Genomic DNA, 19,131 nt, shown 5'->3' with positions numbered 1-19,131 from the left:
TCATATTGCGAAATTTATTAAGTTGACCTTACCCTAAGGGCAAGCTTTAGCCTTATCTCTGTCGGGCCTTCGCCCTTATTGTCCGGAGTCATGTTATGTCTGAGCAAATCCAACTGAACATCAGCGGAATGAGCTGTGCTTCCTGTGTTGGCCGTATTGAAAAAGCTTTAGCTAAAGTCAGCGGCGTACAACAAGCCAGCGTGAATCTTGCCACTGAAACTGCAACAGTCAAAGGGGACAAACTTGCAGCACAACAGCTGATAGTCGCAGTAGAGCAAGCCGGCTATCACGCCAGTTTGCCAGTAGAAACCCCAACAGCAGAAGTCACTACAACTGCTTTTTACCAACAAGAGTACTGGCCAGCTGTCGCAAGCATTGCACTGACCTTGCCTTTGATTTTGCCGATGTTTGGTTTGTTGTTCGGACTAGATTGGATGTTGCCGGCTTTATGGCAATGGTTATTAGCAACACCAGTGCAGTTTTATTTTGGTGCGCGTTTTTATAAAGCAGGTTGGGCCGCATTAAAGGCCGGCAGTGGCACTATGGATCTGCTGGTCGCTATTGGCACCAGCGCCGCGTATGGCTTGTCGTTGTATTTATGGTGGAGTTTTGATGCACATCAGGCTCAGCACGGCGCGCCCCATTTGTATTTTGAAAGCAGCAGTGCGGTATTAAGTTTGGTTTTACTGGGTAAATATCTGGAACACAAAGCAAAACGACGTACCACTGATGCGCTGCGTGCGCTGGAGAATTTAAAACCTGCAGTAGCGACTTTGTTTCAAAACGGGCTTTGGCTTGAAGTCAAAGCAGAGACTGTGCAGCAAAATGATTTGGTGTTGGTCAAACCTGGTGAACGCATCCCGGTTGATGCTTTAGTTGAACAAGGTCAAAGCCATGTCGATGAAGCGCTGATCAGCGGTGAGTCTGTGCCTGTCAGTAAAAGCCCGGGCGACAAAGTCACAGGGGGGTCTGTCAATCTGGATGGGGTATTACAACTCAGAGCGACAGCGGTTGGAGCCGAATCGACTTTGTCGCGTATTATTCAACTGGTGGAGCAGGCACAAGGCGCTAAAGCACCGGTGCAGGCCTTAGTGGATAAAATCAGCGCTATTTTTGTGCCTGGGGTGTTAGTCATTGCTGTAGTGACTTTACTGGGCTGGGGGTTGATCACCGCAGACTGGGTGGCAGGTATTTTAAATGCAGTGGCTGTGCTGGTGATTGCCTGTCCTTGCGCTTTGGGTCTGGCAACACCTGCAGCTATTATGGCAGGGACAGGATCAGCAGCACGCTCTGGTATTTTGATCAAAGATGCCAGCGCTTTAGAGCAGGCCAAAGCAGTGACCTTGGTAGTGTTTGATAAAACCGGCACCTTAACTCAAGGTAAGCCAGAACTGCAGCAATTCAGCTCTTTTGTCGATGAACCCAAACTTTTACTTTGGGCGGCTTCGTTGCAGCAACACTGTGAACACCCTTTAGCCAAAGCTTTGCTTCGTTATGCCACTGAACATCAGGTGGCCGCCGTTGAAACAGAACAGTTTCAGGTGGTGGCAGGTAAAGGTGTACAGGGCAAAGTGCAAGGGCATCATTTAGTGCTTGGCAGCAGTCACTGGATGCAGCAACTTGGACTTGAGTTACCTCTTGATCAGATCACCACCAGCGGCGCTTCAGTGTCCTGGTTAGCACAACAACAAGGTGCAGAACCTTATCGCTTATTGGCATTATTTTGTTTTACGGATCAGTTAAAAGCAGATGCGTTACAGGCCGTCAGCTTGTTAAAGCAACAAGGTATCACTGTGGCTATGTTAACAGGCGACAGTAAGGCCAGTGCGGCTTTAATAGCGCAACAACTGGAACTCAGCGACTGGAAAGCCGAAGTGCTGCCAGCAGAGAAAGCTGCTGCCATTGGGCTCTGGCAACAACAAGGTTATAAAGTGGCTATGGTCGGTGACGGTATTAATGATGCTCCTGCTTTGGCGCAGGCAGATTTAGGTATCGCTATGGCCAGTGGTACCGAAGTTGCTGTCAGCGCTTCGGCTATGACCTTGATGCGTAGTAAGCCAGTTCTTGTCAGCGCAGCCTTGCAGATAGCGCGGCTTAGCTACCGCAAAATTCAGCAAAACCTGTTTTGGGCTTTTATTTTTAATATAGTGGGCATACCCCTTGCTGCCTTGGGTTACTTAAATCCGGTGATCGCAGGTGCAGCTATGGCCAGCAGTAGTTTACTGGTGATCAGCAATGCTTTGTTGCTACAGCGCTGGAAGGCTAAGGAGTGAAATGATGAATACTTTAGTCAAAACCCTGGTGACTATAGGCCAGGCGGCAAAACAGACAGGGCTTTCTGCCAAAATGATCCGGTATTATGAAGAAGCGGGCCTGTTGCTGAAAGCCAATAGAACGGATGCAGGCTACAGGTTATATAACAGCCAGCAATTGCAGCAGTTAGGCTTTATTAAACAGGCCAGAGCTTTGGGATTTTCTATAGCGCAAATCAGCTCTTTGTTAGGCTTATGGCGCGATCCAAACCGAAGCAGCAGAGAAGTAAAACAGCTGGCTGAAGTACATCTTGATGAAATAAAACAAAAAGTGGCTGAATTGCAGCAGATGCAAAAGGTGTTACAGCAATTAGCTGACAGTTGTTGCGGTGACGATCAACCCCAGTGCGCTATTTTGGATGGCCTGCAAAGGTAAGTTCCTGATAGGTGAAAAAAGAAGATCCCGGCAGATACCGGGATCTTCACCTAAAAGCCCAGGGATTAAGGCTGATAAGACGTTGTTAAAGTTACACCTGATACCGCAGTATAACCACGGATACCAATATGGTAAGTGGCTGCAACAGGGTTATTGAAGGTACAGCTTTCATTATTGCCATTCAGGTAAGGGCGGCAATCGTAAGCAGAAGTGGTAGGTTGTGAACCACGACGTACATACAAATCACCATCACCGGTGCCGCCAGAGGTATTGACTGTCAGCACACTCATACCAGCAGGAACCACCACTGTGTAGTATCTCCATGCGTTACGTGCCACGCTGATATTGTTTACTGTAGAGGTAGCGCCAGTGCCACCGCCGCCGCCCGTACCAGAAGCAGCAGCTACAGCCGCAGCCGCATCAACAATACCAGTACCGCAGTTGTTACAGGTGGCAGGGAATGAACGGGTTGTGGTTTTCAGAATAGTTTCAATTTCATCTGGTGTAGCACCAGGTTTTTTCTGCGCAATTAATGCGGCAACACCAGCCACATGAGGTGCTGCCATTGACGTGCCCTGACTATAACCATAGCTGTCTGAACCAGGGGTTGTAGTACCAGTGTTATAGGTAGATAACACACCGTTTGGATCGTTGGCTGAGTTCATGGCACCACCTGGTGCTGCCACGTCAATTGAGGTGCCGTAGTTAGAGTAATAAGCGCGACCACCACTGCGGTTTGTTGCAGCTACGTTCACTACTCCAGCACAGTTACCCGGGTTGAAGTTGTTGGCGTTAGCATTGTCGTTACCTGAGGCAATAACTATCACTGAACCGCGAGAACGGGCTGAGTTAATAGCAGCCTGAGTGGTAGAGTCACAGGCACCTGAACCGCCTAAGCTCATGTTGATTACTTTAGCCGGGTTGGCGTTGGCCGGAACACCAGATACGGTGCCGCCTGATGCCCAGATGATACCGTCAGCGATATCTGAGGTGTAACCACCACATTTACCCAGCACACGTACTGGCACTACTTTTGCGCCATAAGCCACACCAGCGACACCAGAACCATTATTGGTTACAGCGGCAACAGTGCCGGCAACGTGAGTACCGTGCCATGAAGAATCCTGAGCAGCGTGTGTGCCACCACACTCGTTTGCTAAAATCCAGTCACCCGGATCACGGGCATCTGAATCGCGGCCGTTGCCATCATTACCAACAAAGCTGTCTGAAATCATGTCGTAACCAGGCAGAAGGTTAGCGTTTAAATCAGCATGCGGACGGTAACCAGTATCTAATACGGCAACCACTACACCTGTACCTGTGGCATTGTCCCAGGCTGTGTTAGCACGTAAACCACCAGTGGATTCATAATAATGCCATTGGCTGGTGTACTGAGTATCATTAGGTACAGCTGCAATTTGTAACATACGGTCTTCTTCAACCGATTCCACCATAGGGTCCTGAGCTAACAACTCGATAGTACGGGCTGTTTCAGCTTTAGACAGACGACGTTCGGCTTTCACCACATGGCGGTTAGCCACAGCTAAAGAACGCACAAAGCTCATAGGTTCACCAGCACGGCTGGATAATTCAGAAGCTGCATGAGTTTTTAACTGATTTACTGAGCTGGCTGCAGTACTGGCCAGACCCTGAGCAGATAACGTAGCGGCATTTTTATACTTCACGATAAAGCGGGTTGGTGGCTCAACAGCTTTGGTTTCGTTCACTTCTAAGCTAGCGCGTGAATTTAACGGAGCAGCCTGTGCAGCAGTAGCCAATAAGGAAAGTGCGGACAAGGTAAGCAATGAGACTTTGGATAGGTTGAATGTTTTATGTTGCATTTTTCTCTCTCAAATTATTGTTATGTGAATTGCCTCATCCGTGGAAGCCCCTGTCCCTTATTTAGTTAATATGTTGGGCAGGCGATATGATGATTGGTCAATATATTGTTAATGTAAATAGGTGTGTATTTATCAAATTTAATCTTTTGTTTTCATTTTTTCGTGTTTAGATATTTTTTTTGCGATGAGTGGCATTCTGTGAGCGGCTAAAATGCTGGGTTTGATTACATTTGGTAACAGGTGTGTTATTTTTGTTTTGGTTATTAGATATTCCTAAATGATATAAAAGGGGCGCGAATAGTTGTCATGATGCTGGTTTTTTGCACATAAGTTGTTCGGAAAAACGTTTTTCCAAAAACCTCAGCCCGAAAAATGTGGGCTGAGGTTAAAGCATAATGAAAGAAGTAAAGGGTTAGTGGTGGTGATGTGCACCAGGTTTTTTTACTTTTAGCTCTACTGCCGCGTCTTTAGTATCTGCCTGAGCGGACGTGATCTGCGGCACTTCTCCTGTCCATTCCTGCGCTACTGTGCCGGCTGGGTGTTGATACCAGCCCGGATCTTTATAATCGCCCGCAGCCTGATCGTTACGGACTTTAAATATGCTGAACATACCGCCCATTTCTACTGAACCAAAAGGCCCATCGCCTGACATCATCGGCAAAGTGTTGGCTGGTAAAGGCATCTGCATTTCAGCCATATCGGCCATACCCCGTTCGCCCATCACCATATAATCCGGTACCAGTTTATTGATTTTTTGCATCAACCCACTGTGATCCACCCCAATCAGCGTCGGCACATCATGGCCCATGGCATTCATGGTGTGATGCGATTTATGGCAGTGAAAAGCCCAGTCACCTTCTTCATCGGCAATCAGTTCAATCTGGCGCATCTGGCCTACAGCCACATCTGTAGTGACTTCAGGCCAACGGGCAGATGCAGGCACAGGGCCGCCGTCTGTGCCAGTCACCGTAAACTCATGACCATGGATATGAATAGGGTGGTTGGTCATCGTCAGGTTGCCGACCCTGATCCGTACTTTGTCATTTTTGCGCACCACTAAAGGGTCTATGCCAGGGAATACCCGACTATTCCAGGTCCAGAGATTAAAGTCAGTCATCGTCATAATTTTTGGAGTAGCGCTGCCGGGTTCAATATCGTAAGCGTTTAGCAGAAAACAGAAATCTCTGTCCACTTCATCAATATGCGGATGCGCCTCTTTTGGGTGGGTGATCCACATGCCCATCATACCCATCGCCATCTGCACCATTTCATCGGCATGAGGGTGATACATAAAAGTGCCGGGACGGCGGGCGACAAATTCGTACATAAAGGTTTTACCGGGCTTAATAGCGCGCTGATTTAAACCTGCCACCCCGTCCATACCGTTAGGTAAACGCTGACCATGCCAATGCACTGAGGTATGTTCCGGCAACTTGTTGGTGACGAAAATACGCACTCTGTCGCCTTCTACCACTTCAATGGTCGGGCCTGGTGACTGACCGTTGTAGCCCCATAAATGTGCTTTCATACCAGGTGCCAGTTCACGTACCACGGGCTCTGCCACTAAGTGAAACTCCTTGACGCCGTTGTTCATACGCCATGGCAAAGTCCAGCCGTTTAAAGTGACCACTGGATTGTAAGGCCGGCCTGTGTTTGGAATTAAAGGATCCATAGTGTCGGCAGATTGTTGAATAACAGGTTCAGGCAAAGCCGCCATTGAGCTTCGACTAACCGCAGCCACACCTACAGCAGCTGTAATGGCACCGACTTTTTTTAATAAATCACGACGGGTTAACATAACATTCTCCTGTTAGTGGCCAGCTGCAGAGGCAGCGCTGTTTGTGGTGTCAGTTTCTGTCGACAGTGGCAGGGAAGGGCTGCCCCACACCGCTTGTTGCAGGCGCAGTTCTGACAAATAAAAATCCCGCTGTGCCGTCATTTGTCCTGTGACTGTTTCTACCTGAGCCTGGGTATCAGCAATCAGCTCAAATACGCCAATTAACATACCGTTGTAACGCAGCACATTTTGTTGATTAATTTTTTGTGCCAATGGCACTAACTGATCCTGATAGTGCCGGGCTATCTGATACGAACTTTGCTGCAAAGCATAAGCTTGACGCACTTCAGAGCGGGCTTTTTGCTCCAGTGCTTTGGCCTGCCACCAGGCCTGTTGATATTCGGCTTCTGCTTTGCTGACTCGCGCTGAACCTGAATCAAATAACGGCAGTTCAAAACCTAATGCCAGTTCTCGTTCTGCGCTCTGTTGCACTGATCCTGCAACTTCAGCGGACAAACCCCGGACAAAACGGCTGTTTTTCTCTAATCCCAGCTGCAGTTCCAGTTGAGCTAACTTTGCTTTGGCTTGCTGTAGATCCAGTCGTTGTGCCAGAGCTTGTTGTTCCAGATCGTCCTGAAGGGGCAAAGTGGCTGGAATTGCAGGCAAATGAGCAGGTAATTTCAGTGCTGTATCTGAGGCTGATAACCCGAGCAGAAGGTAAAGTTGTTCACAGCTTTGTTGCTGTTGTTGCTGAGTTTTAGCCAGTTGCAGGCGAATTTCTGCTGCAAATTTTAGCTGCCTGGCTTGTTGCAGTTCACTGTAATTACCTACCTGATACATACGGTTAGCCAGTTCTGCCGACGCATCTATGGCTTCCTGCACTGTCTGCAGATAACTAAAACGCTGCTCTGCCACTACAGCTTCTATAAAAGCACTGCGGCTTTTTGTCAGTAAATCCATCAGTTGTAAAGCGACCTGCTGCTGTTGCTGATGTGCTTGTTGTTGAGCAATAGCTTTGTTTTTATTCAGAAAAATCAGGTTAAATAAATTCAGTGAAAAATCGAGCTCTGTGTTGTAACCCTCTTCTGAGCGGCTTCGGGTTACCCGAAAACCAGGATTTGGTAATAACCCGGCCTGAGTTAATTGTGCTTTGCTAATGGCCAGCGATGATAAAGCGGCCAGAAAATCCGGGTTATTTAATACCGCAATACGGCTGATAGTTTGCTGCGTTAAAGGTTCTGCCAGCAGCAGGGCAATTTCCTGCTCAGCCTCTGATCTTAATGCCGGATCTATCGCGGGGATTTTCACCTGCTGAGCAACAGCCTGTTGTTGCACCAGATCTGTTGTATTGAGTCCTGAAGTTCCGGCGCAGGCACTCAGCAGTACCACAGCCGCCAGCGGGCTCAGCTTAGTGATGATGCTCATGCTCATCTCCTGTTTTAACGGGTTGTGGCTCTGAGTGCTTTGAATGATCCATTTGCTGATGATTATGATGCTTTGAATGATCTTCTGGCATAGCATGCTGCGAATGATCCAAATGCTGCTGATGATGCTTTGAATGATCTTCCGGCATAGCATGCTGTGAATGATCCATTTGCTGCTGATGATGGTGTTGTGAATGATCGATCGGCATCTTGTGCCCGGAATGGTCCATCATTGCCTCTGAACCATGCTGGGAGTGATCCATGTCCTGATGAGCTCCCGCCTCACTGGCGTAAAATTGCCAGCCACCCAGTTCGGCAACTTTTTGATTGGCTTGTTTCCAATCTGTAGTGCGGCTTTGGATCACCACTGAATGAAGTGGCTGAAGCTGTGTTTGCTCTTTTTCAGAGGCCATTGCTGGTTTTGTATAAAACAACGCCAGGACGCCAAAAAGCGCCGGATAAATAAGCTGATACATAAAAAGTCCTGTTTAGTGAAGCTGAAAAATCACACCAGATAAAAGCGCCAGATAGGCTTTTGATGGTGCAAGTAGAGAGATCAGCTGTATAAACGGGGAGGTCGTTCCAGGCCAGAACCTGTCAGAGGGAAAAGGAAAGGGGTGAAACTGAGAAAGCGTTCGTTTTGCACCGGGTCAGCGATAAAATCCGCTGGATTGACCATCAGCACAGCAGCGGCACAACTGACGGCACAACCTGAGCAGGATAACTGATGCATATCCATCATCATCACCTGGTCGTCTATTGTCTGAAGTTCATCCAGGAGCTGGTGATCTGAGCCAACCGGCATGCTGTTGTGCTCAACTGCTGCGGTGTGATGGCCATGGTGCTCCATCATGCTGTGATCTGTATCTGAGGATTTCGAATGACTGGCGGGGTGTGCTGCATGATCAGGGCCACAACATAACATAGCGGCAGCTGCCACTCCTTTAAACAGGAGTAAGCTGATAAGCACTATTAAACTAACCCAGGATACCTGACCCCGATTTCTGTTCATGCTGTTTTGCTTGCCAGTGTCACCAAAAAATACTGGCGCTACCCTAATACAAACAAGCATAAAACTCAAGCCAAAGCAGCTTATAGCAAAGCCTTGACTGGGTGACAAAGGCGCGTCATTGTAAAGATTATTTAGCGATATCGGAGCTTTCTATTTATGTCTTCAGTCATGTCTCCAACGGCAGAACAAGCCTACCATCTTGAGATCAAACAAGCGCAGCAGGCGCGGCACGAACAGTTATGGTCAGAAGCCTGGTTTCATTTAGAGCGGGCGCATATTCTGGGGCAACACCATTTCGTATTGCACCTGCAAAGCCACTGGCAAATGCTCAAGCTGGCAGCAGATCAAACAAACTGGCCTGAAATTCGTGGCCAATTGCTACGTATTGCGCTCACCCCTCTGGGTCATTTAACCGGGCGATTACCTTTGGGCAATCCTGGCTCCAGTCGCTATCCTGTATTACAGGCTCAGCCTGTACCTGATGACTTAGTGCATCTGTTGTCTGAAGCTAAGGATCCGTTGTTATAAGGTACAGATTGTCAATCTTGTGATATGTTTTTAAGCAGAACTTTTGTTGCCAGCTATGGAGTGCACGCATGCAGGTTGCCGCAATTCCCTACAATGAACAGGACAGATTAAAGGCGCTGCTTAAATTGCAGATCCTGGATACCGAACCCGACGCTACTTTTGATGCTGTTACTTCGTTAGCCGCTACTTTATTCCAGGTGTCTATAGCACTGGTGTCTTTAATTGATGAACAGCGGCAGTGGTTTAAAAGTAAACAAGGGCTGGATGTGTGTCAGACCGATCGTAAACTGGCTTTTTGTGCTCACGCTATTTTACAGCCTGATATTTTTATTGTTGAAGATGCGTCGCAAGACCAACGTTTTTCTGACAATCCTCTAGTTTGTACTATTCCAAATATTCGCTTTTATGCAGGTTGTCCGCTGATCAACGAGCAGGGTTATGCGTTGGGCACCTTGTGCATTATTGACCGCATACCAAGACAAATGACGGAGCAGGACAAAACTGTATTGCGTAAGCTGGCCGCTTTAGTGATGGAGCGCCTGAACGAACATAAACAAAAGCTGCAAACCGAGCATAAACTGCAATTGTTGGATCTGTTACTTGATTCCATTCCTGACGCGCTGGTGGCCTGTGACAGCGAAGGACAACTGGAACAGTTTAATAAGGTAGCGCGCGAATGGCACGGTGTGGATGTACGCCAATGTGACTCAGAGTTGTGGAGCCATTATTACGATTTATATGAAGAAGATGGACATACTGTATTGCCGGTGGAACGAATTCCTTTGCTCAGAGCCTTCCATGGCGAAACTGTACTAGGGCAGGATATTTGTATTAAAGCGAAAAACCAGGCTCCACGCTGGGCACGCTGTCGGGGAGAACAACTGAAAAGCCGTTCTGGTCAGCTATTGGGGGCTTTAGTGCTGATGCAGGATATCAGTGAACAAAAGCAGCTGGAGCAGATGAAAACCGATTTTATTTCTACCGTCAGCCATGAACTGCGCACTCCTATTACTGCTATAAGCGGCGCTTTGGATTTGGTGATCCATCAGGTATTGGGTGCTGTGCCTGAAAAAGCGCTGGCGATGCTGAAAGTGGCCAGTCAAAACAGCAAAAGACTGCAGTTGTTGGTGAATGATTTACTGGATATGGAAAAACTCAGTGCAGGCAAAATGGACTTTTATTTGCAACCTTGTGATTTAGCGCAGGAGTGCCAGCAAGCCATCAGTCAAAACCAGCCTTATGCCGACAGGTTTGCAGTGCAGCTGTCTTTGTTGAACAACGAATCCTTGATGATGCAACTGGATAGCCACAGACTGCAGCAAGTGCTGAGCAATTTATTGTCTAATGCCATCAAGTATTCAAAAACTGGTGCCGGGGTTTTTCTGAGTTATTACCGGATGGAAGACAGACTCCGTATTCAGGTGGAAGACAAAGGCGAAGGGATCCCTCTGCATTTTCAGGAAAAAATATTCCAGCGTTTTGCCCAGGCCGATGGCTCAGATACCAAAGCCCGTTCAGGTACAGGCCTTGGCCTGGCAATCAGCAAAGCTATTATTGAGTCTATGGGCGGCACTATCGATTTTCGGTCAGTGCCAGGACAGGGCACAGTGTTTTTTTGTGACTTTCCGTGCCCTGACAGCCATTAGTCTGCTTTTTGATAGCTCGCCAGAATATGTGAAGCAGCAACAGCGGGCTGAAAATACTGTTGCCGTATCGCCAGATAATCCGGGTGGTTAAAAAAGCTATCCATCAGTTCCTGACTGACAAAATAAATGGTGAAGACTCTGTTGATTGCACTGTCCGCAGGTTTCAGGCTTTGTTGCACGATAAAATCACAACCAAAATCGCCCTGATGTTGATGCAATAAGGGCGTCATCTGACGACGATACTCTGCATACAGCTCTGGGTTGCTGACGTGCAAGCCCACTAATAATTCAACGGCCATTGATTTGTCCTCTGCCTGAAACTACATCAGTGTAAACAGCAATGATCTGTAGAACAAGCTGCTATTCGTCGTCAGTATCAGCCACAAGGCCAAACAACTGTGCGATAGAAGGCGCCTGAATTTTTACAACACAACTTTGGGCCAGAGCAAAAAAATGTGCCTGCACCAGAGCTGTCAATTCCGGCAGTTCAAACAGCCGCAACTGCGCTGGTAGAGCAGTGTTGTCTGGTTTTAGCTGATACAGCAGATAAGCCTGGCCTGTGGCATCAATCAGCAGATCCTCTGGTGTCAAATAAGCTTGTTGTAATTGATACTGCTGCTCGAAACTGCTGGGATCGGCCAGATAAATCAGTTCATCCTGACCTGAAAACTTAAAAATGGCGGGGTAGTGGATCATCATCACAACTCTTTAGCTCTGTTGTGCCATTGTATCTGCAAAGTAGCTGAAGTTTGAAAGATCACGGCATAAAAAAAGCCCCTTGCGAGCAAGGGGCAAAAGGCGCGGATGGGCCTATGGGTTAAACTGTTACTGTGAAATTCAGCGGGAACTGTCACAACGAAGACAGTTATACGCTCTTTACTTTGTCAGTAAAAATCGAATATAACTGTCAATATGTTCGTAAATAATTGAATAAAGATGACTCCTGTTAATTACAACCAACTCTATTATTTTTATCTGGTGGCCGAACACGGCAGTATTGCCAGAGTTAGTGAGCTGCTGCATATCACTCCCCAAACCATCAGTGGTCAAATCAGCGTTTTTGAACATGGTATAGGCACCGCCTTGTTTTCCCGTCAGGGCAAACGACTGATCCCGACAGAACTTGGAGTGGTGGTGCAACGTTATGCTGCAGATATCTTTCAGTTAGGGGATGAGCTTAAAGCTGTACTGACCCGTCAGCACAGCAGCTGGCAAAACTTCAGTGTAGGTATTACCGACGTATTGCCAAAAGCTTTTGTCTACGAAATGCTAAAACCTGTTTTGCAGCTGCCTATTAAACTGATTTGTCGCGAAGGTGAGCAGGCAGCGCTTTTATCCGAATTGGCCATTAATAAACTGGATATGGTGTTGTCTGATCAGCCGATACAGCCTGGCAGTCATGTCAAAGCCTACAGTCATTTAGTCACCGAATCCCCTATGGCGGTGTATGCCTGCGAGGCGTTAGCAGGGCAGTTAAGTTCAGATTTTCCACGTTCTTTACACGATCAGCCATTTTTATTACAAGGTAAAAAATCCATTATTCGTCAGCAGTTAATGGGCTGGTTTAATGAAGTAGAGGTGCAGCCTGATGTAGTGGCTGAATTTGATGACAGTGCTTTAATGCAAGCTTTTGCTCAGCAAGGGCTTGGCGCTTTTGCCGCACCTTTGCTGTTGGAAACTCAGTTGTTAACCAACTATCGTCTGCTAAAAGTAGGGGTGATCCACAGGGTGACAGAGCGTTTTTACGCCATATCACCCGAACGAAAACTGACTCACCCAGCCGTATTGCAACTGGTGAAAGCACTGCAACAGGACGGCAAATCGAGCTAAGCCGCTGAAAAAGGCTGCAGTTGTTGTTGAGTGCGTTTAGTACCAGACAATAACTGCTCTGTGGCCTGATCGATAGCGGCCATTTGCTGATAGGCCAGATTGGTCCCTTGTTCTATTTCAGTCAGATGATGATGGTTTTGCTCTGAACTATGCGCCAGTTGCTGCACATGCTGCTGAATATGGTTCAACTGTTGCTGAGCATTTTTCAGTTGTTGCTCCAGTTGGCTGAAATCGCCACTGGTGAGTTGAATTTGCTGCTGAGCTTCACCAGCCTGTTGTTGCAGCTGTTCTGACTCATTTTTAGTGTCCCGTACCAATACATCCATTTCATTCAGAAAACCTGAGATCTGGCCTGTTGCGCTATTGACCTTGGCGGCCAAAGTACGGACTTCATCTGCCACTACCGCAAAACCACGGCCAGCTTCACCAGCCCGTGCTGCTTCAATAGCCGCATTCAGCGCCAGTAGGTTGGTTTGATCGGAAAAGTTTTCCACCATCAATAAAATCTGCCGCACGTTTTCGGCGTTTTTCTGCAAACCTGTGACAGTGCCACCAAAGTTGGCCAATAGCTGCTCGATTTTATGCAGCTGTGTGGTTAGTTGGTTCAATTGAGTGCTGGCTGTTTTTGCGTTGTGTACAGTGCTGCTGGCAACCACTATCACCTGATCGTTACTCTGCACTATCTCTGCCAGACGTTGTAAGGACTGATCACTTTGAGCACGGATCTGTTGGCTGCTTTGCTCGGCGCCCTGCAATTGTTGTCTGGTGCTGTGCACTGCTTCTGCGACTTGTTGGTTAACACTAAAATTACTGGACGCTTGCTGATGAATGTCCCGCAGCATGGTGGATAATTGATCAACAAATAAATTGTATTGCTCAGACAAAGTACGGAATTCGTCAAAAGTAAAAGCCGGTAAACGGGTTTTTAAATCACTGCCGGCCTGATTCGCCTGTCGCAGTGCATGCACCAGAGCTTTCACTGGCCGCACTATTAAATGCATCAGATAGCCTATGGTAAAGATAAAAGCCCCGGTGCCGAGGATCAGGATCCACCACCAGCTTTGTCCCGGACTACCTTCAACTGGGTAAGCTGCAAACATTGCCAGCCAGAAAATCAGCGTTAAAAAGCCAATATTGCCAACAATTTTTAATGTCAGGCTATAGAAAAACTGCCGTTCGACTGCATTGTAAATATCGTTAAATAAGCTCATGTACTGACTCTCAGTCTAAGTTTCAAACCCAATTGCTGATGTTGCACTATAACCCACTGTTACAGATGATTTATTGTCCTATGTCATACCATAACCAGTTTTTCATATTTTTTTAAGTGCATCAGGCAGATTGTTTTTATACAATGAATATATATAACGTATATAAAGTGTATCTATGGGCATAGTAAAAATATCGGATGACCTGCATGACGATCTGCGCGAAGCCAGCAGAGTGATGGCCCGCTCGATCAATGCGCAAGCTGAATTCTGGATCAGAGTGGGCATGCTTGCTGAGTTACATCCACAGCTGAGTTATCAGCAGTTGTGCCGTAAATTACTGAAAAATAAATCTTCTACTTTGCAGGACTTGCTGAATGAACTCGATCCATCTGAAAACCCAGGCTGAACTGGATATCCAACACAAAGCCGGACAGTTATTGGCGCAGGTTTTTCTGATGCTCGATGAGCTGGTCAAACCCGGTATCAGCACCATGCAAATTAATGATGCAGTAGAAGCTTTTATCCGTGGACCGCTGGGAGCAAGGCCTGCCAGCAAAGGACAATATGATTATTTGTATGTGCTGAATAGCTCCATCAATGAGGTGGTGTGTCATGGCATGCCCAAACAGACGGACATTCTCAAAGAGGGCGATATTGTTAATCTGGACATTACGCTGGAAAAAGATGGTTTTATAGCCGATTCCAGCAAAATGTATTGTATTGGCAAGGTCAGCCCGCTGGCGAAAAAACTGGTGGATGTGACCTATCAGGCGCTGTGGCAGGGCATTTATCAGGTGAAACCCGGTGCTCGTTTAGGAGATATAGCCGCAGCTGTGCAACATTATGCTGAACAGCATGGTTATTCGGTGGTACGGGAATACTGTGGTCATGGCATAGGCCGTGAAATGCACGAAGAACCACAAATTCTGCATTATGGTAAGGCAGGCACAGGCCTGACGTTAAAACCTGGCATGGTGTTTACCATTGAACCTATGATCAATCAGGGCGACAGACGTATTAAACAAAAATCCGACGGTTGGACAGTGGTCACCAAAGATAAAAAACTGTCTGCACAGTGGGAACATACCATAGCAGTCACTGACACAGGTTTTTCTGTGCTGACCTTAAGACCTGAAGAGCAACATTTGTTACCACGGGCTTCTGTATGACGAAAACCCTATTTATTACAGGTTGCTCCGGCGGCATAGGTAGAGCTCTGGCTTTGGAAGCCAAACGCCAAGGCTACCGGGTGTTTGCTACAGCACGAAAGGAAGCAGATTTGGCTGCTTTACAGCAGCTTGGGTTCGAGACTATTGCACTTGAAATGACTGATCCAGCTTCAGTGCAACAGGCTGTAGTGCAGCTGCAACAGCAAGCAGGCCAGCTCGATATTCTAATCAACAATGCTGGCTTTGGCCTGATGGGGCCAGTGCTGGATGCTGGTGCTGCAGGCTTACGCCAACAGTTTGAAGTCAATGTATTTGCTGCAATGGATTTAACTCAGGCCTGCTTGCCTTTGCTTATACAAAGTAAAGGGCTGGTGGTGAATATTGGCAGTGTGTCGGGTGTATTAACCACACCTTTTGCCGGCGTCTATTGTGCATCCAAAGCAGCTTTGCATAGTTTGTCTGATGCGCTGAGGATGGAATTAGCTCCTTTGGGAGTCAGAGTACTGACAGTGCAACCTGGAGCTATTGATACAGGTTTTGCCAATAGAGCTAAACAAGAAGTCGAACAACTGTTAAAACCAGACTCTCTGTGGTGGTCCATGCGGGAAGGTGTGATGTTGCGCGCTAATGCCAGTCAGAATCAGCCTACGTCAGCAGAAAGCTTTGCCAAAAGCTTAGTGCAACAGCTACATAAAAAAGATTGCAGCGGTGTAGTGGCTATAGGTCATGGTGCTGTTGCTTTGCCTTTATTGGCGCGGCTGGTGCCACAAAAATGGCTGGATAAGCTGCTGAGTCGAAAATTTAAGCTGGCCAAATAATCAAAAAATGGATCTTGTACCGGATCAATAGCTTAGAATTTTTTTGAAAAATTGTGCAAATTTTCGTCGAAAATTGCTTGCCTGCTGGTTAATGTTTCACCACTATGACAGTCGCTTTTTCTTCAGGGAGTGACTGCCATGACATCCAACTTTATGCGTACTGTGCATTTAAAAACTGCACAACAATTCAAAGAGCAAGGCCATGATTTGCAGTATGTGGTAAAGCATTTTCACAAAGTGGGCATACCGGAAGATGAAATACCGGAGTTATTGCCTCTGCTGGGTTTTGGCCTGAACGCCGACCCTTTGGCCTTACGTAATAAAAGCCAAAAAGACTAACTTCAAGTTAAAACGCCACCTAAAAGGTGGCGTTTTAGTTTTTTTAGCAAAGGCATTGGTGTATCAAAAAAACAGGCCCATTCGGGCCTGCTGTTCAGAATATAAGCCTTTATGATCAAACCGCTTTTCTATTCTTCATTCTGTCGTGAATAAAAGAAGCGGCAACATAAAACACCACCAATGGCAGCAAGCCAAACAAGATACCTTGCTGTAAGTCTGGCAAATAAGCTTCTTTTAATGCCATAGCGACCAGATACCAAGTGTACGCAATATAGAGCAGCATAAATAACAAACCTTCAATGCGGTTCAGTACAGAGCCGATGAAAAACAGCGGTACACAAAGCACTGCCACACCCACCATTACCGGAATATCGACCATAGCCATGTGCTCGCCAGCCATCAGTGGGATAGGGGAGACCAGACCTGAAATACCCAGCACACAAAGAATATTAAAGATATTACTGCCAACCACATTGCCTACGGCTATATCACGTTCTCCACGAATCGTGGCTACAATTGAAGTGACGACTTCCGGTAAGGAGGTTCCAGCAGCCACTATGGTTAAACCAATAACAGCTTCATTCACGCCCCAGGACCTAGCTATTTCTACTGCACTTTCAACCAGCCAACGTGCACCCAATACCAGTAAAATTAAGCCGCCAATCACTAGCAACAGGTTTTGCCAGGTTGGAACTTTGGCTTTCAGCATTTCCTCAACTTCACCATCGGACGTGTCTGCTCCCTGTGCTTTGCCCTGACGGAATAAAAACCAGGTGTAGCTAACTAAACCCAAAGTCAGAATTGCTGCTTCAATTTTGCTGATAGCACCATCGAAAGTCATCCACATGGCCATGACTGAAACTAAAACCATGATTGGCACGTCCTGGCGGATCAGCTGGCGTGAAATAATCAACGGCGAAATGATCGCTGCCGCTCCTAAAATAAACAGCACATTAAAGATATTACTGCCAACCGCATTGGCTATAGCCAGTTCAGCCTGTCCGGAATAAGCAGCTTTCACGCTGACTGCTAATTCTGGCGCACTGGTGCCAAAAGCCACTACTGTTAAACCAATAACTAAAGCTGGTATACCAAAAGAGCCAGCCAAACGAGCAGCTCCTTTTACCAGTAAATCTGCGCCAACGACCAATAACACCAGGCCGACCACTAACAAAAACCAGGTCATCATGTAGTACTCCAAATTATTATTTCAACTGGGCGCTAATTTAAAGGAAAAACAAATAACAAGGAAGGGCGACGCCAGATTAAAGTAAGGTGGATAGCCCGATCATGATTGGAACTTCCTGCATTGGACATAAATAAAAAGACCCGTTGCTCAGGCGGGTCTTTGCCACAAAGTCAGTTTGCCTTTTAGTATTGCAGACTGATTTTATAACCTGTTTCTGTGTCCGGGTCTTTTTCTGCCACCAGCAGGTAAGTACTGCCCTGAATAAATTCAATTTCAGCAGTCTGAGCCAGCAAGGTTTTGTTGTTGTTTAGATCTTTACGAACCAACAACACGGTATAGCTGTTCAGAGGTAAGGTGATGCTTGCACTGGTGGCGTCATTGATACTGCTGATGTAGTAAGCCGTAGTTTCCATAGTCTTGCCTGGTGGTACAAAATAAATGCTGACGTTGGCAAAGTCTGGTACCACGTTAACCACGTTAAACACAAAGTCGTATACCTGCGGAGTGTCGCTGTCTGTGACGGCTAATACAGTTGGCTGATCATTTTCATCCCGATAAAACACCAGGCTTTTGCTTTGGCCCTGATTTAATGTCAATAAACCATTAGGGATTTGGCTGGCTCCTTCGTTTGCCGTTAAGGTCACTCTGTAATCGCCATGTGGAATTTCGACATAGGATGTCAGGGTATCAGCGGCTAAGTCGGCAAAAATTGGCGTGCCACTGGTACTGCCAACGAAAATCTGGGCTGGATCTAAATCATTCAGGCTGTTGTATACGCGAAACTGAGCATTGCTGTTGACATCTTCAAGCGGGTACACAGTAGTAGTATTGCCTATCACATCCAACGCAATCTTGCGTTTTAGGGGGCCTGCGTTATCCCGCAAAGCCAGAATGTATTCGGTTTCGTAGCTAAAGCTATAGACAGGGCTTTGTAATATAACCTCCTGAGTACCTGCATCTGTTAAATACAAAATATAGTTGCCGTTATCAAAAGTCATGGCTTCACTAAACCCATACTGAGCTGTGGTCGCAACAAAATCTGCATCAGAAAAATCTTCAGTAGAACTGCTGATATACAGGTCCATGCTTTTGTTTTCTGCCAGCAGGTTGGCAAAGTAAATTTTAAATTGATCGTCCAGCTCATCATCCCGCACAAAACTTAAGTTCAGTAATTTTGGCGCTTCGTAGCTGTCCACCATAAAAAGCACAGTCTTCTGACTGGTCTTCATACTGACCTGATCTTCCAGTACGGTCTGAACATCGCCACTATTGTCGGTATAAGTGAAGGCCAGATCATAGCTTTCGTCGCTTACTGTAACCAGCGAGGTGCTGTCGCCAAAAGGAGCTGAACCCAGCGTACTTTCAACCTCATCGCTGTCGGTTAAGGTCAGGGTAGTGGTGGCACTGTTGGCCGAGCCGTTATAAAACTGCAGATAACTGCTTGGATAGGTATCGTTGCCTTCAGACGAACTGCTGCCGCCGCAAGCACTAAGTAACACCAGGCTGGTGATAGGAAAAATAAACTGACGTAACAACATAATGGTTTTCTTGTCCTGTGATGATAAATACCGTCATCAGAACAAAAAAACAAAACCGGGTTCAGCTCTTTACCCGGCATTTACTCTGCTTAACTTATCTTAATTTTTGCTTAACCAGGCT

General features: G+C 46.8%; 19 protein-coding genes. 9 read left to right on the top strand and 10 right to left on the bottom strand.

Features of this window, described 5'->3' with window-relative positions:
- Positions 1 to 95: 95 nt before the first annotated feature.
- Both LSG37_RS13815 and cueR read left to right on the top strand, forming a co-directional pair.
- On the top strand, positions 96 to 2,273 hold the full coding sequence (locus tag LSG37_RS13815) for a heavy metal translocating P-type ATPase (protein WP_233080433.1): 2,178 nt from the start codon (positions 96 to 98) through the stop codon (positions 2,271 to 2,273).
- Position 2,274: 1 nt separating this feature from the next.
- Positions 2,275 to 2,688 carry a Cu(I)-responsive transcriptional regulator gene (gene cueR, locus LSG37_RS13810; RefSeq protein WP_233080432.1) on the top strand — a complete coding sequence of 138 codons (414 nt, stop codon included), beginning with the start codon at positions 2,275 to 2,277 and terminating at the stop codon, positions 2,686 to 2,688.
- 65 nt (positions 2,689 to 2,753) lie between these two features.
- Here the strand turns inward: cueR and LSG37_RS13805 are convergent, their stop codons facing one another.
- The 5 genes from LSG37_RS13805 to LSG37_RS13785 all read right to left on the bottom strand — a co-directional run bounded on the left by LSG37_RS13805 (position 2,754) and on the right by LSG37_RS13785 (position 8,742).
- Complete coding sequence (locus LSG37_RS13805) at positions 2,754 to 4,529, bottom strand: S8 family peptidase (RefSeq protein WP_233080431.1); 1,776 nt, start codon at positions 4,527 to 4,529, stop codon at positions 2,754 to 2,756.
- A gap of 412 nt (positions 4,530 to 4,941) precedes the next feature.
- The gene (locus LSG37_RS13800; RefSeq protein ID WP_233080430.1) at positions 4,942 to 6,327 is read right to left on the bottom strand and encodes a multicopper oxidase family protein; all 1,386 of its coding nucleotides are present in this window, start codon (positions 6,325 to 6,327) and stop codon (positions 4,942 to 4,944) included.
- A 12-nt stretch (positions 6,328 to 6,339) separates the two neighbouring features.
- Positions 6,340 to 7,731 (bottom strand): TolC family protein, encoded by a 1,392-nt coding sequence (locus LSG37_RS13795; RefSeq protein WP_233080429.1) that lies wholly within the window; start codon positions 7,729 to 7,731, stop codon positions 6,340 to 6,342.
- Positions 7,715 to 8,206 carry a hypothetical protein gene (locus LSG37_RS13790; RefSeq protein WP_233080428.1) on the bottom strand — a complete coding sequence of 164 codons (492 nt, stop codon included), beginning with the start codon at positions 8,204 to 8,206 and terminating at the stop codon, positions 7,715 to 7,717. Before LSG37_RS13790 ends, LSG37_RS13795 begins: the two co-directional genes overlap by 17 nt.
- Positions 8,207 to 8,286: 80 nt before the next feature.
- Positions 8,287 to 8,742, bottom strand: a complete 456-nt coding sequence (locus LSG37_RS13785; RefSeq protein ID WP_233080427.1) for a hypothetical protein — start codon at positions 8,740 to 8,742, stop codon at positions 8,287 to 8,289.
- 156 nt (positions 8,743 to 8,898) lie between these two features.
- Between LSG37_RS13785 and LSG37_RS13780 the strand changes: the two genes are divergently transcribed.
- On the top strand, positions 8,899 to 9,270 hold the full coding sequence (locus LSG37_RS13780; RefSeq protein ID WP_233080426.1) for a DUF3703 domain-containing protein: 372 nt from the start codon (positions 8,899 to 8,901) through the stop codon (positions 9,268 to 9,270).
- Positions 9,271 to 9,338: 68 nt separating this feature from the next.
- The gene (locus LSG37_RS13775) at positions 9,339 to 10,916 is read left to right on the top strand and encodes an ATP-binding protein (RefSeq protein WP_233080425.1); all 1,578 of its coding nucleotides are present in this window, start codon (positions 9,339 to 9,341) and stop codon (positions 10,914 to 10,916) included.
- Here the strand turns inward: LSG37_RS13775 and LSG37_RS13770 are convergent.
- A complete protein-coding gene (locus LSG37_RS13770; RefSeq protein WP_233080424.1) occupies positions 10,913 to 11,215 on the bottom strand; it encodes a DUF1330 domain-containing protein in 303 nt (100 codons plus the stop codon). The two genes, LSG37_RS13775 and LSG37_RS13770, sit on opposite strands and share 4 nt — an antisense overlap.
- A 61-nt stretch (positions 11,216 to 11,276) precedes the next feature.
- A complete protein-coding gene (locus LSG37_RS13765; RefSeq protein WP_233080423.1) occupies positions 11,277 to 11,615 on the bottom strand; it encodes a DUF4144 family protein in 339 nt (112 codons plus the stop codon).
- Between the two features lie 237 nt (positions 11,616 to 11,852).
- Between LSG37_RS13765 and nhaR the strand changes: the two genes are divergently transcribed.
- A complete protein-coding gene (nhaR, locus tag LSG37_RS13760) occupies positions 11,853 to 12,746 on the top strand; it encodes a transcriptional activator NhaR (protein WP_233080422.1) in 894 nt (297 codons plus the stop codon).
- Here the strand turns inward: nhaR and LSG37_RS13755 are convergent.
- On the bottom strand, positions 12,743 to 13,957 hold the full coding sequence (locus LSG37_RS13755; RefSeq protein WP_233080421.1) for a methyl-accepting chemotaxis protein: 1,215 nt from the start codon (positions 13,955 to 13,957) through the stop codon (positions 12,743 to 12,745). The two genes, nhaR and LSG37_RS13755, sit on opposite strands and share 4 nt — an antisense overlap.
- Before the next feature lie 175 nt (positions 13,958 to 14,132).
- On the opposite strand from LSG37_RS13755, the gene LSG37_RS13750 reads away from it, so the two are divergent.
- From LSG37_RS13750 to LSG37_RS13735, 4 genes are all read left to right on the top strand, one after another.
- Complete coding sequence (locus LSG37_RS13750) at positions 14,133 to 14,363, top strand: ParD-like family protein (RefSeq protein ID WP_233080420.1); 231 nt, start codon at positions 14,133 to 14,135, stop codon at positions 14,361 to 14,363.
- Positions 14,332 to 15,126 carry a type I methionyl aminopeptidase gene (gene map / locus LSG37_RS13745; RefSeq protein WP_233080419.1) on the top strand — a complete coding sequence of 265 codons (795 nt, stop codon included), beginning with the start codon at positions 14,332 to 14,334 and terminating at the stop codon, positions 15,124 to 15,126. The genes LSG37_RS13750 and map overlap by 32 nt, the downstream gene beginning before the upstream one ends.
- Positions 15,123 to 15,944 (top strand): SDR family oxidoreductase, encoded by an 822-nt coding sequence (locus tag LSG37_RS13740; RefSeq protein WP_233080418.1) that lies wholly within the window; start codon positions 15,123 to 15,125, stop codon positions 15,942 to 15,944. Before map ends, LSG37_RS13740 begins: the two co-directional genes overlap by 4 nt.
- Positions 15,945 to 16,082: 138 nt before the next feature.
- Entirely contained in the window at positions 16,083 to 16,283 is a 201-nt protein-coding gene (locus LSG37_RS13735) for a hypothetical protein (RefSeq protein WP_233080417.1), read from the top strand.
- Between the two features lie 115 nt (positions 16,284 to 16,398).
- On the opposite strand, the gene LSG37_RS13730 is transcribed toward LSG37_RS13735, so the two are convergent.
- Together LSG37_RS13730 and LSG37_RS13725 are read right to left on the bottom strand one after the other, a co-directional pair.
- A complete protein-coding gene (locus LSG37_RS13730) occupies positions 16,399 to 17,472 on the bottom strand; it encodes a calcium/sodium antiporter (protein WP_233080416.1) in 1,074 nt (357 codons plus the stop codon).
- A gap of 182 nt (positions 17,473 to 17,654) precedes the next feature.
- Positions 17,655 to 19,010: a DUF4397 domain-containing protein gene (locus tag LSG37_RS13725; RefSeq protein ID WP_233080415.1), complete on the bottom strand. Its 1,356-nt coding sequence runs from the start codon at positions 19,008 to 19,010 to the stop codon at positions 17,655 to 17,657.
- Positions 19,011 to 19,131 lie beyond the last annotated feature (121 nt).

The organism is Rheinheimera soli, assembly GCF_021290985.1.
GTDB lineage: Bacteria > Pseudomonadota > Gammaproteobacteria > Enterobacterales > Alteromonadaceae > Pararheinheimera > Pararheinheimera soli.
Note: the sequence above shows the minus strand (reverse complement) of the source record. Positions and strands in the feature narration are given on the sequence as shown.

What these genes read in the sequence shown, in the direction of transcription:
- LSG37_RS13735 (WP_233080417.1), top strand. Translation starts at nt 16,083, where the DNA reads ATGACATCCAACTTTATGCGTACTGTGCATTTAAAAACTGCACAACAA.
- LSG37_RS13795 (WP_233080429.1), bottom strand. Translation starts at nt 7,731, where the DNA reads ATGAGCATCATCACTAAGCTGAGCCCGCTGGCGGCTGTGGTACTGCTG.
- LSG37_RS13785 (WP_233080427.1), bottom strand. Translation starts at nt 8,742, where the DNA reads ATGAACAGAAATCGGGGTCAGGTATCCTGGGTTAGTTTAATAGTGCTT.
- LSG37_RS13765 (WP_233080423.1), bottom strand. Translation starts at nt 11,615, where the DNA reads ATGATGATCCACTACCCCGCCATTTTTAAGTTTTCAGGTCAGGATGAA.
- LSG37_RS13725 (WP_233080415.1), bottom strand. Translation starts at nt 19,010, where the DNA reads ATGTTGTTACGTCAGTTTATTTTTCCTATCACCAGCCTGGTGTTACTT.
- cueR (WP_233080432.1), top strand. Translation starts at nt 2,275, where the DNA reads ATGATGAATACTTTAGTCAAAACCCTGGTGACTATAGGCCAGGCGGCA.
- LSG37_RS13805 (WP_233080431.1), bottom strand. Translation starts at nt 4,529, where the DNA reads ATGCAACATAAAACATTCAACCTATCCAAAGTCTCATTGCTTACCTTG.
- LSG37_RS13730 (WP_233080416.1), bottom strand. Translation starts at nt 17,472, where the DNA reads ATGATGACCTGGTTTTTGTTAGTGGTCGGCCTGGTGTTATTGGTCGTT.
- LSG37_RS13755 (WP_233080421.1), bottom strand. Translation starts at nt 13,957, where the DNA reads ATGAGCTTATTTAACGATATTTACAATGCAGTCGAACGGCAGTTTTTC.
- LSG37_RS13780 (WP_233080426.1), top strand. Translation starts at nt 8,899, where the DNA reads ATGTCTTCAGTCATGTCTCCAACGGCAGAACAAGCCTACCATCTTGAG.
- LSG37_RS13790 (WP_233080428.1), bottom strand. Translation starts at nt 8,206, where the DNA reads ATGTATCAGCTTATTTATCCGGCGCTTTTTGGCGTCCTGGCGTTGTTT.
- LSG37_RS13775 (WP_233080425.1), top strand. Translation starts at nt 9,339, where the DNA reads ATGCAGGTTGCCGCAATTCCCTACAATGAACAGGACAGATTAAAGGCG.
- LSG37_RS13815 (WP_233080433.1), top strand. Translation starts at nt 96, where the DNA reads ATGTCTGAGCAAATCCAACTGAACATCAGCGGAATGAGCTGTGCTTCC.
- LSG37_RS13770 (WP_233080424.1), bottom strand. Translation starts at nt 11,215, where the DNA reads ATGGCCGTTGAATTATTAGTGGGCTTGCACGTCAGCAACCCAGAGCTG.
- nhaR (WP_233080422.1), top strand. Translation starts at nt 11,853, where the DNA reads ATGACTCCTGTTAATTACAACCAACTCTATTATTTTTATCTGGTGGCC.
- LSG37_RS13800 (WP_233080430.1), bottom strand. Translation starts at nt 6,327, where the DNA reads ATGTTAACCCGTCGTGATTTATTAAAAAAAGTCGGTGCCATTACAGCT.
- LSG37_RS13740 (WP_233080418.1), top strand. Translation starts at nt 15,123, where the DNA reads ATGACGAAAACCCTATTTATTACAGGTTGCTCCGGCGGCATAGGTAGA.
- LSG37_RS13750 (WP_233080420.1), top strand. Translation starts at nt 14,133, where the DNA reads ATGGGCATAGTAAAAATATCGGATGACCTGCATGACGATCTGCGCGAA.
- map (WP_233080419.1), top strand. Translation starts at nt 14,332, where the DNA reads ATGAACTCGATCCATCTGAAAACCCAGGCTGAACTGGATATCCAACAC.